Annotated in this window: 14 protein-coding genes; 12 read left to right on the top strand and 2 right to left on the bottom strand. The window is 67.6% G+C overall.

Annotation, left to right across the window (positions count from 1 at the left end; translation table 11 throughout):
• Positions 1–11: 11 nt before the first annotated feature.
• From murC to ACT3SZ_RS13785, 11 genes are all read left to right on the top strand, one after another.
• A complete protein-coding gene (murC, locus tag ACT3SZ_RS13835) occupies positions 12–1463 on the top strand; it encodes a UDP-N-acetylmuramate--L-alanine ligase (protein ID WP_444619583.1) in 1452 nt (483 codons plus the stop codon).
• A gap of 6 nt (positions 1464–1469) precedes the next feature.
• Complete coding sequence (locus ACT3SZ_RS13830) at positions 1470–2183, top strand: cell division protein FtsQ/DivIB (RefSeq protein WP_444619532.1); 714 nt, start codon at positions 1470–1472, stop codon at positions 2181–2183.
• 148 nt (positions 2184–2331) lie between these two features.
• Complete coding sequence (gene ftsZ, locus ACT3SZ_RS13825; RefSeq protein WP_444619530.1) at positions 2332–3609, top strand: cell division protein FtsZ; 1278 nt, start codon at positions 2332–2334, stop codon at positions 3607–3609.
• On the top strand, positions 3590–4342 hold the full coding sequence (gene pgeF / locus ACT3SZ_RS13820) for a peptidoglycan editing factor PgeF (protein WP_444619581.1): 753 nt from the start codon (positions 3590–3592) through the stop codon (positions 4340–4342). Before ftsZ ends, pgeF begins: the two co-directional genes overlap by 20 nt.
• Positions 4343–4412: 70 nt before the next feature.
• Positions 4413–4997, top strand: coding sequence for a cell division protein SepF (locus tag ACT3SZ_RS13815; protein ID WP_444619528.1), 585 nt, complete (start codon positions 4413–4415; stop codon positions 4995–4997).
• A gap of 6 nt (positions 4998–5003) precedes the next feature.
• Positions 5004–5303 (top strand): YggT family protein, encoded by a 300-nt coding sequence (locus tag ACT3SZ_RS13810; protein WP_444619526.1) that lies wholly within the window; start codon positions 5004–5006, stop codon positions 5301–5303.
• A 178-nt stretch (positions 5304–5481) separates the two neighbouring features.
• Positions 5482–6525, top strand: a complete 1044-nt coding sequence (locus ACT3SZ_RS13805; protein ID WP_444619525.1) for a DivIVA domain-containing protein — start codon at positions 5482–5484, stop codon at positions 6523–6525.
• Positions 6526–6542: 17 nt separating this feature from the next.
• Positions 6543–6701, top strand: a complete 159-nt coding sequence (locus ACT3SZ_RS13800) for a hypothetical protein (RefSeq protein WP_444619523.1) — start codon at positions 6543–6545, stop codon at positions 6699–6701.
• 295 nt (positions 6702–6996) lie between these two features.
• Positions 6997–10203: an isoleucine--tRNA ligase gene (gene ileS / locus ACT3SZ_RS13795; RefSeq protein WP_444619521.1), complete on the top strand. Its 3207-nt coding sequence runs from the start codon at positions 6997–6999 to the stop codon at positions 10201–10203.
• A 142-nt stretch (positions 10204–10345) separates the two neighbouring features.
• A complete protein-coding gene (locus ACT3SZ_RS13790; RefSeq protein WP_444619520.1) occupies positions 10346–11680 on the top strand; it encodes an HNH endonuclease in 1335 nt (444 codons plus the stop codon).
• Positions 11681–11715: 35 nt separating this feature from the next.
• Positions 11716–13044 carry a DNA polymerase IV gene (locus tag ACT3SZ_RS13785; protein ID WP_444619518.1) on the top strand — a complete coding sequence of 443 codons (1329 nt, stop codon included), beginning with the start codon at positions 11716–11718 and terminating at the stop codon, positions 13042–13044.
• A 5-nt stretch (positions 13045–13049) separates the two neighbouring features.
• Here the strand turns inward: ACT3SZ_RS13785 and ACT3SZ_RS13780 are convergent, their stop codons facing one another.
• Complete coding sequence (locus tag ACT3SZ_RS13780; protein ID WP_444619516.1) at positions 13050–13937, bottom strand: asparaginase; 888 nt, start codon at positions 13935–13937, stop codon at positions 13050–13052.
• Positions 13938–14017: 80 nt separating this feature from the next.
• Here ACT3SZ_RS13780 and ACT3SZ_RS13775 point away from each other — a divergent pair, with 80 nt between their 5' ends.
• Positions 14018–14617: a hypothetical protein gene (locus ACT3SZ_RS13775; protein WP_444619514.1), complete on the top strand. Its 600-nt coding sequence runs from the start codon at positions 14018–14020 to the stop codon at positions 14615–14617.
• On the opposite strand, the gene ACT3SZ_RS13770 is transcribed toward ACT3SZ_RS13775, so the two are convergent.
• Positions 14614–15543 (bottom strand): hypothetical protein, encoded by a 930-nt coding sequence (locus ACT3SZ_RS13770; RefSeq protein ID WP_444619512.1) that lies wholly within the window; start codon positions 15541–15543, stop codon positions 14614–14616. The two genes, ACT3SZ_RS13775 and ACT3SZ_RS13770, sit on opposite strands and share 4 nt — an antisense overlap.
• Between the last annotated feature and the right edge of the window lie 17 nt (positions 15544–15560).

Raw genomic sequence — 15560 nt, 5'->3', positions numbered from 1 at the left:
ACCGCGTGCACATGGTCGGTATCGGTGGTGCCGGCATGTCCGGCATCGCCAGGATCCTGCTGGACCGCGGCGTGCAGGTCAGCGGCTCGGACATGAAAGAGTCCCGGGTGGTGCTGGCCCTGCGCGCCGCGGGTGCCGAGGTGGCCGTGGGCCACCGGGCGGAGAACCTCACCCTGGCCGGTGACGGCACCCTGCCGGATGCCGTCGTCACGTCCTTCGCGGCGATCCCGCAGGACAATCCGGAACTCGTCGCCGCCCGCGAGGCTGGCGTGCCGCTGCTGCGTCGTTCCGATGTGCTCGCCCTGCTTATGGAGGACCGCCGGGCGGTGCTCATGGCCGGCACGCACGGCAAGACCTCGACCACCTCGATGGCCGTCGTGGCCCTGCAGCACGCGGGCATGGATCCGTCCTTCGCCATCGGCGGTCAGCTCAACCGGGCGGGCACCAACGCCCACCACGGGACCGGGGACGTCTTCGTCGCCGAGGCCGACGAGTCCGACGGCTCCTTCCTGTCTTACTCACCCGAGGTCGCCGTGGTGACCAATGTGGAGCCCGACCACCTCGACTTCTTCGGCACCGAGGAGGCCTACCGGGACGTCTTCGGCAAGTTCGCGGGACGCGTCGTCGCCGGCGGTGCCCTGGTCGTCTGCCTCGACGATGAGGGCAGCGCCCATCTCGGCGAGGAGGTCGTCGCCGGACGCGTCGAGGTGGCCGAGGGGGTACGCGTGCTCGGCTACGGTACGTCCGACGCCGTCGCCGCACACCCCTCTGTTCCCGTCGGTGCAGAGATCCAGTCGACCTCGCCGCTGCCCGATGGCGGCACGCAGGCGCAGGTGCGGCTCGGCAGTGGCGTCGGTGGTGCTGAGGTCTCCGTGACCGTGCGTACCCCGGGGCTGCACATGCTGTTCAACGGTGTGGCCTCCCTGCTCGCCGGCGTGCTCGTCGGGGCTTCCGCCGAGGGCATGGCCGCCGGTGTCGCCTCCTTTGACGGTGTGCGACGCCGGTTCGAATACCACGGTGCCGCGGGCGGGGTCGAGGTCTACGACGACTACGCCCACCACCCGACCGAGGTTCGCGCGGTGGTCACCGCCGCACGCGAGAAGGTTCAGGCCCGGCAGACCCAGACCGGTGAGGCCGGACGCGTCGTCGCGGTCTTCCAGCCACACCTGTACTCCCGCACGTTGGCCTTCGCCGATGAGTTCGCCGAGGCCTTGTCCCTGGCGGACGTGGCGGTGGTCCTTGACATCTTCGGCGCCCGCGAGGAGCCGGTGGAGGGCGTGGATAGCAGGATCATCACCGATCGGATCGACGCGACCACCGAGACGCACTATGAACCGCATTTCGCCGATGCCCCGGCCCTGGTCGCCGGCTTCGCGATAGACGGGGACGTGGTGCTGACGGTGGGTGCCGGTACGGTCACGATGCTCGCCGACGAGATTCTGCGCGCCCTGGGCGAGGCCTGATCGCCGATGGCAGGCAACAACCGCCGCAACCGCAGCAACCGCAACGCCCGTCGTGACCCGCGGCGGCGTCGCCGTCTGGCCGTCGTCCTGGGCGGGCTCGCCCTGGTAGTCGTCTTGGCGGCCGTGCTCGTCTTCAGCCCCTTGCTGCAGGTGCGTTCCATCGAGGTCGAGGGGACGGAACGGTTGGCCCCGGAGGACGTGATCGCCGCGGCCTCATCGGTGGACGGGCAGAATCTGCTGTTCGCCGACACGGACGAGGCGGCACAGTCGGTGTCGGCCCTGCCGTGGGTGGAGAAGGTGACCGTGTCGCGCGACTGGCCATCCTCGGTGCGGGTGCAGGTGACCGAGTTCGAGGCCGTCGGCGTCGTCGACGGTGACAGTGACGGCCCGCTGGTGATCAATGAGCGTGGCCGGGTCTTCCTGCGCGGCGAGAGCCCCGAGGGGGCTGTCCCGGTACGGGCGTCCGCCGATGATTCGGCGGCCCTCACCGCCGCCGGTGAGGCGCTCGCCGCGCTGCCGGCGGAACTGCGTGACCAGGTCGAGGAGCTGGAGGCGTCCTCCGCCGAGGAACTCACCCTGCGCTTCCCGGAGGGCCGTGAGGTCTACTGGGGTTCGGCGGACCGCGCGGACGAGAAGGCCGAAGCCACGCGGGTGGTTCTTACCCGTGAGGGCGACCGGTGGAACGTCTCGAATCCGGCAATGCCCTCGGTCCGGGAGTGAGAACTCTCAACCCGACGTTGAGGGATACGACACGCACGAAAAATGAGCACGGAAATCACCGCCGTGTCACACACAATTGGTCGCAGAGTTAGCAGCGACAGCACACGGGCAAACACTGGCCGTAACACCGGGAAAGAGAGCGCACACCATGACCCTCTACGACAACCACCTCGCCAAGATCACCGTCGTCGGTGTCGGTGGCGGTGGTGTCAACGCCGTGAACAGGATGATCGACGCGAACCTGCAGGGTGTGGAGTTCGTCGCGATCAACACCGATGCGCAGGCACTCCTGCTCACCGACGCGGACACCAAGCTCGACATCGGCCAGGCCGAGACCCGCGGGCTCGGCGCCGGCGCCAACCCCGAGGTCGGACGCAAGTCCGCCGAGGATCACAAGGAGCAGATCGAGGAGGTCATCGAGGGCTCCGACATGGTCTTCGTGACCTGTGGTGAGGGTGGTGGCACCGGTACCGGCGCGGCTCCGGTCGTCGCCAATATCGCCAAGAAGAAGGGCGCGCTGACCGTCGGCGTCGTAACCCGTCCGTTCACCTTCGAAGGCCAGCGTCGTTCCAAGCAGGCGCTCGAGGGCATCGAGGCCCTGCGCGACGTCTGCGACACGCTCATCGTGATCCCGAACGACAGCCTGCTCAAGATGGGCGATGCGGACCTCCAGCTCATGGATGCCTTCCGCAAGGCCGACGAGGTCCTGCACTCCGGTGTCGAGGGCATCACCCGCCTGATCACCACGCCCGGTGTGATCAACGTGGACTTCGCCGACGTGCGCTCCGTGATGACGGACGCCGGTTCCGCCCTGATGGGCATCGGCAGTTCCCGTGGGGACGACCGTGCGCGCAAGGCCACCGAGCTGGCGATCAACTCGCCGCTGCTGGAGACCACGATGCAGGGTGCCAAGGGTGTGCTGCTGTCCTTCGCCGGCGGTTCCGACCTGGGCCTGTTCGAGGTCAACGAGGCGGCGACGATCGTCCAGGACCTCGCGGACGAAGATGCCAACATCATCTTCGGAACGATCATCGACGACCAGCTCGGTGACGAGGTCCGCGTGACCGTCATCGCCACCGGCTTCGACGATTCGCCGAACGTGGTCGCCCAGCCGCGCCGCGGTCAGCACCGCGCACCGGAGACCTCCAACAACCAGCAGGCACAGCAGTCCCAGCCGGCACAGCGTGCCCAGCAGCCCGCCGCCGAGCAGTCCCAGCCGGGAATCTTCAACGGGGAGGAGGCACCGGCCGCCCAGCGTCAGCAGGAGGAGTCGACGAGCTTCACCCGCCGTACCCGTTCTGGTGTGCCCGGCTCCTCCGAGTCGGCGAACTCTTCGGGCCTGTTCACCTCGAACGGCGACCGCCGTGACAACCGCGACCGCCGCGATGACGGAGACGACGATCTCGATGTCCCGACCTTCCTCTGAGCCGGTGGAACGTAGCGTCCGCAAGGTCGTCACCGACCGTCACGGCGGTGCGTCCACGGGAGATTTCGACTCCTTCAATCTCGCCGCGCATGTCGGCGACGACGAGGCGTCCGTCGCGGCGAACCGCGCACGCCTTGCCGAACTGATTGGCGTGCCCGAGCAGCGCATGGTGTACATGGAGCAGATTCACTCGCCGAATGTCACCGTGGTGACCGCGGAGATGCTCGATGAGTTGGACGGCGAGCCGGTGGAGTTCACCGATTCGCTGGTGACCGCCGAGCCGGGCGTCGCCCTGGTGGTGCTCACCGCGGACTGTGTGCCCGTGCTGCTCTCCGATGAGGAGGCCGGCGTGGTTGCCGCCGTGCACGCAGGACGCATGGGCGCGCGCAATGGCGTGGTGCCCGCGACCTTGCGCCGCATGGTGGAGCTCGGCGCGGTGCCGGCGCGCATCCACGCGCTGCTCGGCGCTGCGGCTGCCGGTGTGGACTACGAGGTGCCTGAACACATGGCTGCCGACGTTGAGGACCGTCTGCCGGGGTCACGGACGACGACCTCACGCGGAACCCCGGGCCTGGACATCCGTGCGGGGATCACCCGTCAACTGCTCGGTGAGGGTGTCCGCTCGGTCGACGCTGACCCGCGCAGCACCATCTCCGAGGAGAGCTTCTTCTCCTACCGGAGGGAGGGGCGGACGGGCCGCCAGGCCTCCGTGGTTTGGATTCCCGACGCTTGACCGGACTTCCCGGTAATTTCGATAGCAGACGACCCCCGCACGACACATCCCAGAGAAAGCGAGACAGACCATGGCAGACGGAATCACCGGGAAGGTCAAGGATTTCTTCGGCTTCGGTGACGTTGACAGCTTCGATGACCCCTACTATCGCGACGAGTTCGAGGAGGACCGCGGCGGCTACCGTTCCTCCGGTCGCTACCAGGACCGCGAGGACGAGCGCGACCGGGACCGCGACTACGAGCGTCCTGAGCGCACCGAGCGTGCCGAGCGCACGGAGCGCGCAGAGCGTCCGGCGCGCTCTGAGCGCTCCGAGTACGACTACCGTTCTTCGCGCACGCCGCGGCGTGCGGAGACCCCCGTCGCCCCGGTGCCGGCCACTCCGTCCCGGGAGCCTCAGGTGGTCCGTATCGCGTTGAGCTCCTTCCAGCAGGCCGGGGAACTGGCCACGGAGTTCAAGGCGGGGGACATCGTGGTACTCAACCTGTCTGCCATGGAGAAGTCCGAGGCCAGTCGCGTGCTCGACTTTTCCGTTGGTCTGGCGAAGGGGCTCGACGGTACGCTGAAGAAGCTCGGCGGGATCCGTAACTTCGCTTTGATTCCTGCTTCCGTGACCCTTGAACAGAGCCAGCTCGACCAGCTGGTGGAGGACCAGTAGAACACCGTGGCTGCCACTCTCTATCTCATTGCCCTGATCCTCCGGCTGTACTGGTTCATCCTCCTGGCGAGGGTGATCATCGAGATGATCCGTTCTTTCTCGCGCCAGTGGAGGCCGTCGCGGAGGTTCACGCTGATCGCCGAGCCGATTTTCAGGATGACCGACGTCATCGTCCGGCCGTTGCGCCGCATCATCCCGCCGTTGCGGCTGGGAGGGGTGGCCTTGGACGTGTCGGTGCTGGTGCTGTTCTTCGGTATCTCGATCCTGACGTCCATTCTGCTGAGCGTCGCCAACGGCATGATGTGATGTCGGGGGCGGGGCGTTCTTGCAGGTGGGAAAACGCCTGCTGTATAACTGACCTGAAAGACTACACATAAGGTTGAACCTGAAGCCTTATGACCGTGGTCGCTGATAAGATCGTGACCGACTCACCGTCCGGCCCCACTAGGCTGGCGGAACACATCGACTGTGAAGGGAACTACCGATGCCGTTGACTCCCGCTGACGTTCATAACGTGGCATTCAGCAAGCCGCCGATCGGCAAGCGTGGCTACAACGAGGACGAGGTTGACCAGTTCCTCGATCTCGTCGAAGACACGCTCGCCGAGCTGCAGGACGAGAACGACGATCTGCGCGGGCAGGCCGGTTCCGGTGCTGCTGCACCGGTTGCCGCCGCCTCTGCCGCAGGTTCGTCGGACGACTCGGCGCTGAGCGCCGAGCTGGACGAGGCCCGTGCCCGGGTCACCGAGCTCGAGGCCGAGCTCGCCAAGGCGCAGGACGCCACGGCCGCCGCCGAGAAGCGCGCGACCGCTGCCGAGGACAAGGCCACCGCCGCTGAGAAGCGCGCGGAGGCTGCACAGTCCCAGGCTGCTCAGGCACAGTCCGCACAGTCCACCAAGGCCCCGGCTGCCGCCCAGGCGCAGGCCCCGGCGGACACCGCCGCAGCGTCCGGCACTGCCAACGCCGACACCCACATGCAGGCCGCCCGCGTCCTGAGCATGGCTCAGGAGATGGCGGACCGTCTCACCGGCGACGCCAAGACCGAGTCGCAGGGCATGCTGGACGATGCCCGCAACGAGGCCAACCGCACCCTCGAGGACGCGAACACGAAGGCGAGCTCGCAGCTCTCCGACGCGCAGAAGCGTTCCGAGAAGCAGCTGGCTGACGCCGATCAGCAGTCCCGCAAGTCCGTTGCCGAGGCGCAGCAGAAGGCCGACACCCTGGTCGCCGATGCGACGCAGAAGTCCGAGACCTTGATCGCGGATGCGACCGCACAGTCCGAGGCTCAGGTCCGCGCGGCCCAGGAGAAGGCCGACGCCCTGCAGAAGGACGCCGAGCGCAAGCACACCGAGATCATGACCACGGTGAAGAAGCAGCAGTCCGCGCTGGAGAGCCGGATCGAGGAACTGCGGACCTACGAGCGGGAGTACCGTACCCGCTTGAAGACCTTCCTCGAGTCGCAGCTGGAGGAGCTCAACAGCCGCAGCACCGCGGCCCCGAACTCCAACATCGACTTCGGCGAGAAGTAGGCCTGACGGCAACCGACATGCTCGCACTGTCCCTGCTGATGTCCCTCCTGGGGTTCCTGGCTCTGCTGGTGGCCCTGTACGTGGGATCGACGTTCTGGGCGTGGGTTTGTATCGGCGTCGCCGTCGTTGGACTGGTCATCTTTGCGGTGGACCTGATTCTCCACCGCAGACGATGACACGTATACTTCATTGATGACCGGCCCCGCACCGCCGTGCGGGGCCTTTCATTCGCACTGATCCGGCCATCACCGGGGAGCGATCCGGAAGAAAGGCGCACTACCACTTAATGGTTGCGCCGAGTAGAGCCGGACGTGGTCGCGGCACGTCACAGCCGTAGGAACAAGTGGGATTGCCCGGTACGGCGGTGTCGTCGGGGAGCCCAAGCGGGGTGGTACCGCGTTGTCCGGTCATTGTGCCGGGCTTACGTCCCCGCGGACCGTGAGAAGCACACTAACTTACGAGGAGTCCGCGATGAGCACCCCCGCAGGCGGAGCGTACCCGCACACCGACATGTCGGACGGCACCAATTCCTTCCCCACAATGGAAGAGAATGTCCTGGACTACTGGGGTCAGGACGACACCTTCCAGGCATCCCTCGACAACCGTGAGGGCGCCCCCGAGTACATTTTCTACGACGGCCCGCCCTTCGCCAACGGTCTGCCGCACTACGGTCACCTGCTGACCGGCTACGTCAAGGACATCGTCCCGCGCTACAAGACGATGCGCGGCTACCGCGTGCCGCGAGTGTTCGGCTGGGACACACACGGTCTGCCGGCGGAGCTGGAGGCGGAGAAGCAGCTCGGTATCACCGATAAGGCCGACATCCAGAAGATGGGCCTGGCGAAGTTCAACGAGTACTGCGCGACGTCGGTGCTGCGCTACGCCGATGAGTGGAAGGACTACGTCACCCGGCAGGCCCGGTGGGTGGACTTCGACAACGGCTACAAGACCATGGACATCACCTACATGGAGTCGGTGATCTGGGCGTTCAAGGACCTCTACGACAAGGGCCTGATCTACCAGGGCTTCCGGGTGCTGCCGTACTCGTGGGCCGAGCACACCCCGCTGTCGAATCAGGAGACTCGCCTGGACGACTCCTACAAGATGCGTCAGGACCCCACGCTCACGGTGACTTTCCCGGTCACCGGCGCGCAGCCCGGCACCGCCGCGGTGGAGACGCTGGCGGCCACCCCGGCGCTCGCCGAGGCCTCCGCCCTGGCCTGGACGACCACCCCGTGGACGTTGCCGTCGAACCTGGCGCTGGCGGTCAACCCGTCGGTGACCTATGTGCTGGTCACCGCCGCGCAGGATGGCGCGGACGCGATCGCCGGACGCAGCGTCCTGCTCGCGAAGGACCTGGCGGGTGCCTACGCCGCGGAGCTCGGCGAGGACGCCGAGGTCGTCGCGGAGTTCACCGGCGAGCAGCTGGTGGGGCTGACCTACGAGCCGATCTTCGGCTACTTCGCCGACCGGGCGGAGCTGGGGGAGAAGCGTGCCTTCCGGATCCTGGCGGCGGACTACGTCACCACCGAGGACGGTACCGGTGTGGTTCACCAGGCGCCGGCCTTCGGTGAGGACGACATGCTGACCTGCAACGCCGAGGGTATCGACACGGTGGTCCCGGTGGACATGGACGGCAAGTTCACCTCCCTGGTGCCGGACTACGAGGGCCAGCTGGTCTTCGATGCCAACAAGGACATCATCAAGGACCTCAAGGCCGCCGGCCGGGTGGTGCGCCACCAGACCATCGAGCACTCCTACCCGCACTCCTGGCGTTCCGGTGAGCCGCTGATCTACATGGCGCTACCGAGCTGGTTCGTGTCCGTGTCGTCCTTCCGCGACCGGATGGTGGAGCTCAACCACGAGCAGATCGAGTGGATCCCGGAGCACATCCGCGACGGGCAGTTCGGCAAGTGGCTGGAGGGCGCGCGCGACTGGAATATCTCGCGTTCGCGCTACTGGGGCTCACCGATCCCGGTGTGGGTGTCCGACGACGACGCCTACCCGCGCACCGACGTCTACGGCTCGCTGGACGAGCTGGAGGCGGACTTCGGGGTGCGTCCCGAGTCGCTGCACCGTCCGTACATCGACGATCTGACCCGTCCGAACCCGGACGACCCGACGGGCCGCTCCACCATGCGCCGCGTGCCGGACGTGCTGGACGTCTGGTTCGACTCCGGGTCGATGCCGTTCGCGCAGGTGCACTACCCGTTCGAGAACAAGGAGTGGTTCGACTCCCACTCGCCGGCCGACTTCATCGTGGAGTACATCGGCCAGACCCGTGGCTGGTTCTACCTGCTGCACGTGCTCTCGACGGCACTGTTCGACCGTCCGGCGTTCACGAAGGTCGTCTCGCACGGCATCGTGCTCGGCGACGACGGACTGAAGATGTCGAAGTCGAAGGGTAACTACCCGGACGTCAATGAGGTGTTCGACCGCGACGGTTCGGACGCGATGCGCTGGTTCCTGATGAGCTCGCCGATCCTGCGCGGCGGCAACCTGATCGTCACTGAGCAGGGCATTCGCGAGGGTGTTCGCCAGGCAATGCTGCCGATGTGGAACGCCTACTCCTTCCTGCGGCTCTACGCGCACACCCCGGCGCAGTACGACACCTCCTCCTCGAACGTCCTGGATCGCTACATCCTGGCGAAGCTGCACGACACGGTCGAGGCGGTCACCGGCTCGCTGGACGCCACGGATATCGCCGCGGCTACGGACGAGATCCGTCAGTTCTGCGATGCGCTGACCAACTGGTACGTGCGTCGTTCACGCGACCGCTTCTGGGCGGGCGACTCCGGTGAGGACGGCCACCCGGAGGCCTTCAACACGCTCTACACCGTGCTGGAGACGCTGTGCCGGATCGCCGCTCCGCTGCTGCCGATGACCACGGAGGTCATCTGGCGGGGTCTGACCGGTGAGCGTTCGGTGCACCTGACCGACTGGCCGTCGGCGGACGACCTGCCGGCGGACGCGGACCTGGTGGCTTCGATGGACGCTGTGCGCGGGGTCTGCTCGGCGGCGTCGTCGTTGCGCAAGGCCCACAAGCTGCGCAACCGCCTGCCCCTGCCGGGCCTGACCGTGGCCCTGCCGGAGTCCGCTGCATTGGCGGACTTCTCGTCCATCATTCGTGACGAGGTCAATGTCAAGGAAATTTCCTTGACTGACGATGTGTCTTCCGTGGGGCGCTTCGAGGTCGTCGTCAACGCGCGTGTCGCTGGTCCGCGACTGGGCAAGAACGTCCAGACCGTGATCAAGGCCGTGAAGACCGGCAACTACACGGTCGCCGAGGATGGCACGGTCACCGCCGACGGCATCGAGCTGGTCGACGGTGAGTTCAGCCGCAAGCTGGTCGCGGTCGACCCGGACAACACCACGGAGATCCCGGGTGGCGATGGCCTGGTCGTCCTGGATACCGCCGTCACCCCCGAGCTGGAGGCCGAGGGCTGGGCCGCCGACCGCGTCCGCGGTGTGCAGGACGCACGCAAGGCCTCCGGCTTCGACGTCTCCGACCGGATCACGCTGACGCTGTCGGTACCGGCGGACAAGCAGGAGTGGGCCGACCGGCACGCCGACACGATCGCCGGTGAGGTGCTGGCGACCTCCGTGACCGTGGTCGTCGACGAGACGCTGAGTCACGATGTGGGCGACGGCGTCACCGCTGAGGTGGCGAAGGTGTAGTCCCCTCCGCCTCGTTGATCTGCCCCGGACGGTTCGCCGTCCGGGGTTTTTGGCGTCTTTGCTCCGAACCCTTGACAGTCGAACACAGCGTCGATAATGTGATTGTCATCGGGAGCGGTTCCATGAATCTGAGGGGCAAGACATGGTGCAGGACGGTACGGGACCAAGCGTCATCGAACGTGATTACGAGGAGTTGTACTTCGACTGCGACGTCGAGTACGTGGAGGAGAACCTCGACGAACCCTGCTGGGCGGTCAGTGCGCAGGAGGTGATGTTCAACGCCAAGCGCGACATCAACGTCCTAGAGCTCGACATCGCCCGGGATGCGGCACCGACACCGGGCATGGAGGTCTCCCGCCACGTCCGGAAGTTGTCGGTCGGGCTGGGGGTATCGAAGGGCAAGGCCTTGGCCTACTGCGACATCGGGACGATGTTGACCAGGATGCACGGGGTTGGCCTGTTGCTGCAGAACGGTGTGTTTTCCTTCGATCACCTGCGCGCCCTGGCAGATTCTGTCGTCGCGGTAGACGACGAGCACCTCGAGGAGGTGGAGCGCGGCCTGCTGGGCGTGCTTACGCCGACGGTGCCGCGTCAGGCGGTGCCCGGGGTGATCACCCTGCGCCGTCTCGTTCAGCAGGTTGTGGCGGAGATCCAGCCCTCGGCGCGTCCGCTGGACCCGGAAGGGTGCGGGGAGGTTCCGCCGCCGCAGTGCCAGCTCGACTTCTCGGTGGACACCCGTGCGGATGCCGCGACGGTCTTCCACGTCACCGTGCCCACTGACGAGGGCATCGGGGCGATCCGCATCATCGACGCCGTTGCCGCTGCCCGCGACTGCTCCCGTGCGCAGGCGTTCATTGACCTGGTGCATGGTCAGGCAGGGGATGTGTCGGTGACCTTGAACTGCTACCGCAACCTGGACAGCGGCACGATGCACCTGGAGAGCACCTGGCTGCACGAGGTGGCCACGGAGCGCTGGATGGAGCGGGTCACCGAGTTGTGCGTCGCCGGCCACAGCGAGGTCTCCGGCTACACGCCCTCGGCCCATCAGCGCGCCACGGACGCGGGGCGGGACGGCACCTGCCGGTTCCCCGGCTGCGATCGTCCTGCCGCGGAGTCGCAGATCGACCATGTGACCCGCTGGACCGGTGACGATGAGGAGGAGAACGAGGAGGAGGACGGGGGAAAGACCGCCACCTGGGCGATGCACTCGCTGTGCCCGGGGTGCCACAGTCTCAAGACCCGCGGTCTCTACGACGTGACCATCAACCCGGACGGCTCCGACTGGTGGACCAGCGTAGAGGACGGTCACGTATACGTGACCACCCCGACCGGCCCGCTGGCCGAGGCGGTCCTGGACTTCGACACCCGCCTGCACCGTAAGGTCCGTACCTTGGCAGCCCACAATGAGGCCAGGTTGCGCCGGATCGGCGAGGTAGTCGAGGCCGCCCGCATCGCGGCACAGGAGGTGCCTTTTTGATGGTGCTCGAGGCCCCCGGAACTACACTCGGGGGCATGAACTCCACGCAGCGATGGGTGGTCCACCTCGACATGGACGCGTTCTTCGCCTCCGTGGAGCAGTTGACCCGCCCGACGCTCGCCGGACGTCCCGTCCTCGTCGGCGGTGCTTCCGGACGAGGCGTCGTGGCTGGGGCGTCCTATGAGTCGCGGGTGTACGGTGCCCGCTCCGCCATGCCGATGCAGCAGGCCGTGCGACTGTGTCGCGGCAAGGCTGTGGTCGTGTCGCCGCGGTTCAGCGTGTATTCCACCGTCTCTGCTCAGGTCTTCGAACTCCTCGGGCGTGAGGAAGACACCGTCGAACAGCTCAGCGTGGACGAGGGGTTCGTGGAGCCGGAATCATTGGTGGGGCTGGACGCCGCGGCGGTCGAACGCTGGGCCCGCGACCTGCAGCACCGGGTCGACTCCGAGATCGGCCTGCCCTGCTCGATCGGTGTGGCCACCACGAAACTGGACGCGAAGATGGCGTCCGACCTCGCCAAGCCGCACGGGGTGACGGTGGTGGGTGCCGACCGGCGGGAGGAGGTCTTCGGACCCCGTCCGGTCGGGGAGTTGTGGGGTATTGGCCCGGTGGCGCAGGGAAAGCTCGCCGACGTGGGCGTCACCACCATCGGCGCGTTCACGGCGATGGATGACGTGGACGTCAAGGGTTTGCTCGGTTCGGTGGGGCTGCAGGTCCTTGGCTACGCCCGCGGCGCGGACACCCGTCCGGTGGCACCGCGGGCCCGGTCGAAGCAGGTATCCGCGGAGCGCACCCTGGAGGTCGACGCGGCGACGACGGTGGAGGTTGACCCGGTGCTGGTGCTGGCGGCCACCGCGGCGCGTCGGCGTCTGCTCGGCGACGGTCGTGCGGCGCGCACGGTGACGGTGAAGACCCGCACCGCCGACTTCAAGGCCCACACCCGCTCGACCACGCTGGTTACCCCGACCGACGACCTGGACGAGATCCTCGCCGCGGCCCGCTCGGTGGTGCCGCGGCCCGAGGTGTCCGGCGCGGTGCGGTTGGTGGGTGTCAGCCTGTCGGGGTTGACCGAGGAGCGCCAGGCCGTGCTCTTCCCGGAGCCCGGCACCGTCGCCGTGGAACCGGAAACCGTGACAGAACCCGAACCCGAACCAGAACCAGAACCGGAGACCCCGGCCATCGCCTGGCGTACCTCCGCGGACGTACACCACCCTGAGTTCGGCCACGGTTGGGTGCAGGGCACCGGCGCGGGCGTGGTGAGCGTGCGTTTCGAGACCCGCTCCACCGGTCCGGGCCGGGCGCGCACCTTCGCCGTCGACGACCCGGACCTCACCGCAGCGGACCCGCTGGACAGTCTCAGCTAGCTGGGCTAGCTAGCGCGACGGACGGCCAATTCACACAGCAGTTCCATGCGCGCTTGCGGGGCGGTGAGTTCGCCGCCGGAGCGCACCCCGGCACGGGCGAGGGAGCGTCCTCCACCGGCGCCGCCGTAGACCAGCTGCACACCGCCGGACGCCACGCGGCTGGCGACGACGACGGGGATGCCGGCCTCGACGGCGCGGTGGGCACCGTCGGCGAGTACACCGATATTGCCGGACCCGAAGGCCTGCACGACCACGCCGTGCGCCCCGGCGGACACGGCGGCGTCGATCGCGGCGGGGTCGGCGCCCTGGCACGCGGACACGATGTCCACCCGCAGTCCGGCCAGCGGGGCCGGGGGAGCGGACGGGTCGGCCAGCCGCGCAGGGCGGGTGATGCTGCTAGGGGTGTCGAAGGCGGCGTCGGCGGTGGTGTGCACCTTGCGCACGCCGTAGGCGGGCGAGGTCCGTCCGCCCAGCACGACGGCCGGGTGCAGGACGCGGCGCGCCGCCTCGATCGCGTCGCGCAGGTTGCCCGGGCCGTCCGGCGCGGGGTCGTCGGCCGGACGCTGCGCGCCGGTGAGCACCACCGGCCCGCCGATGAGACGGTCGACCGCCATGGCGGTCTCCTCCATCGAGTCGGTGCCGTGGGTAACCACGACCGGGCCGGCGCAGCGTGCTTCGTGGATGTGGGCGAGCAGGACGTCGAGGTCAGCGAGACCCATCGTGGAGGAGTCGAGGTGCAGGACGTCCCGGGCGTCGCGGACGGCACCGCTGGCATCGGCGAGGAGGTCGGCGATGGTCCTGGTGGGGACGAGGTCACCGCGGTCGTCGCGGGCGCAGGCGATGGTCCCGCCGGTCGCGAGCACGGTGGGGGCGAGGGTGGTCTGGTCAGTCACGGATTACAAGGCTACCGTCCCATCGGCGGTAGACTCTCGTCATTCGCCGTACATCCACGACTCGAAGGAGCGTCGTCACAGTGAGCATCACGACCACTCTGAACCCCCTGAAGCGACCCCGCGCACTCGCCGCCGTCATTGCCCTCACCGCCGGCCTGTCGGTCACCGCCTGTTCCTCGGACGACTCCGACGACAGCTCGTCGGAGACCACCGCGGCACAGACCACCGAAACGACCCCGCTGCCCGACGCGCAGGAGCTCGGCGACATCCTCGCCCGTGCCGTCGACCCGGGTGTTCCGGCGGAGGAGAAGGCCGACACCGTGGAGAACGGTGAGCAGGCCGTGGACCTCTTCGACGTGATGATCCAGTCGCAGCAGGAGTCCGGCGCAACCTTCGAGGTCATTGATCCGATCCTCCCCGGAAACACCCCGGATGAGGTCATGGCGACCATGAACCTCATCCAGCCGGATGCCGAGCCGGTGCGGATGGACGGCGTGAAGTTCATCAACGACAACGGCCAGTGGAAGCTGTCCCAGGAATGGGCCTGCACCCTGGTCAGCAATGTCGCCCCCGACCAGGTCCCCGAGAGCTGCGCCCCCTTCCTCGAGGAGGCCCCCGACCCCGCTGCCGAGCAGGACGCACCAGCCGAGGACGTCCCCGCCGCCGAGCCTGCCGCTTAAGCAGGTTCCCAGCTGGACCTCGTGCGCGAGGTCTGCACCACGGTGACCGGCGAGTCCGATTCACCGTAGGTCACGCTCGTCGACGTCTCGATCATGCCGGACACCGGCACGGGACGTCGCAGGTCCACCGTGATATTGCCGGTGGACTCGCTGTCGGAGCCCACCACTCTCAGGTCGGAGCCCGACATCTGCTGCACCGAGGGGGTGCGCTCCACGTCGACGTCGAGCTCGATGCGTGAACCCTCCCGTGACACCAGGGTGTAAGTCACCCCCTGTCGCATGGAGATCCCCAGGTTCGGGTCGTCGACCTGGCCGGTGACCGTCCAGCGGGCACCGGTGCCCAGGTCATCGGCGGGGAAGACGACCGGCACGTCCGTCATCTGGGTGAAGGAGCGCTCCACGTTCGATCGTGCCGCGTCCGAGGCCTCCTCGGGCGCGGTGAAGCCGCGCGTGGTGACGCGTCCGTCCTGGTTGTAGTTCTGGGTCATCGTGAAGCCCTCGGCGGTGGAGAGATCCTCATTACCATCGGTGTTATCGCCCGACGGGCTCCCGGCGACGACCTCGGCCTCTAGCTCATCACCGTCGGTGGAGGTGGAGACGGTGACCGGGACCTCCATGGTGACATCCTCGTAGGGCAGGTCGTCCTCGCTGGTCTCGTCAGAATCACCGCCCTCGATGCTCTGCCCCCACCCCTGGGTCGCCTTGTAAACGGTCTCGGTCTCCGTGTCGTCGCTGAACCACACCAGCGGTTCGCGCGGGGCGTCGCCGGTGTCGTCAACGGTGACGGAGACACCGGACACCGGAGCGTCCACCGGTTCTTCGGACGACGCGGAGTCGCCAGAGGAGCATGCGGTGAGGACCGAACCCGCCAGCAGCGTGGTCGTCACGGTGGTCAACAGGGTCGGCAGGAGTCGTTGGGTGCGCACGTGGGTCAGCGTACCAA

The sequence above is a fragment of the Corynebacterium sp. AOP40-9SA-29 genome (genome assembly GCF_052377405.1).
GTDB lineage: Bacteria > Actinomycetota > Actinomycetes > Mycobacteriales > Mycobacteriaceae > Corynebacterium.
The sequence above is the reverse complement of the archived record's forward strand: the minus strand, read 5'-3'. Positions and strand labels throughout refer to the sequence as shown.

What these genes read in the sequence shown, in the direction of transcription:
- ACT3SZ_RS13815 (WP_444619528.1), top strand. Translation starts at nt 4,413, where the DNA reads ATGGCAGACGGAATCACCGGGAAGGTCAAGGATTTCTTCGGCTTCGGT.
- murC (WP_444619583.1), top strand. Translation starts at nt 12, where the DNA reads ATGGTCGGTATCGGTGGTGCCGGCATGTCCGGCATCGCCAGGATCCTG.
- ACT3SZ_RS13805 (WP_444619525.1), top strand. Translation starts at nt 5,482, where the DNA reads ATGCCGTTGACTCCCGCTGACGTTCATAACGTGGCATTCAGCAAGCCG.
- pgeF (WP_444619581.1), top strand. Translation starts at nt 3,590, where the DNA reads ATGTCCCGACCTTCCTCTGAGCCGGTGGAACGTAGCGTCCGCAAGGTC.
- ACT3SZ_RS13790 (WP_444619520.1), top strand. Translation starts at nt 10,346, where the DNA reads ATGGTGCAGGACGGTACGGGACCAAGCGTCATCGAACGTGATTACGAG.
- ACT3SZ_RS13800 (WP_444619523.1), top strand. Translation starts at nt 6,543, where the DNA reads ATGCTCGCACTGTCCCTGCTGATGTCCCTCCTGGGGTTCCTGGCTCTG.
- ileS (WP_444619521.1), top strand. Translation starts at nt 6,997, where the DNA reads ATGAGCACCCCCGCAGGCGGAGCGTACCCGCACACCGACATGTCGGAC.
- ACT3SZ_RS13830 (WP_444619532.1), top strand. Translation starts at nt 1,470, where the DNA reads ATGGCAGGCAACAACCGCCGCAACCGCAGCAACCGCAACGCCCGTCGT.
- ftsZ (WP_444619530.1), top strand. Translation starts at nt 2,332, where the DNA reads ATGACCCTCTACGACAACCACCTCGCCAAGATCACCGTCGTCGGTGTC.
- ACT3SZ_RS13785 (WP_444619518.1), top strand. Translation starts at nt 11,716, where the DNA reads ATGAACTCCACGCAGCGATGGGTGGTCCACCTCGACATGGACGCGTTC.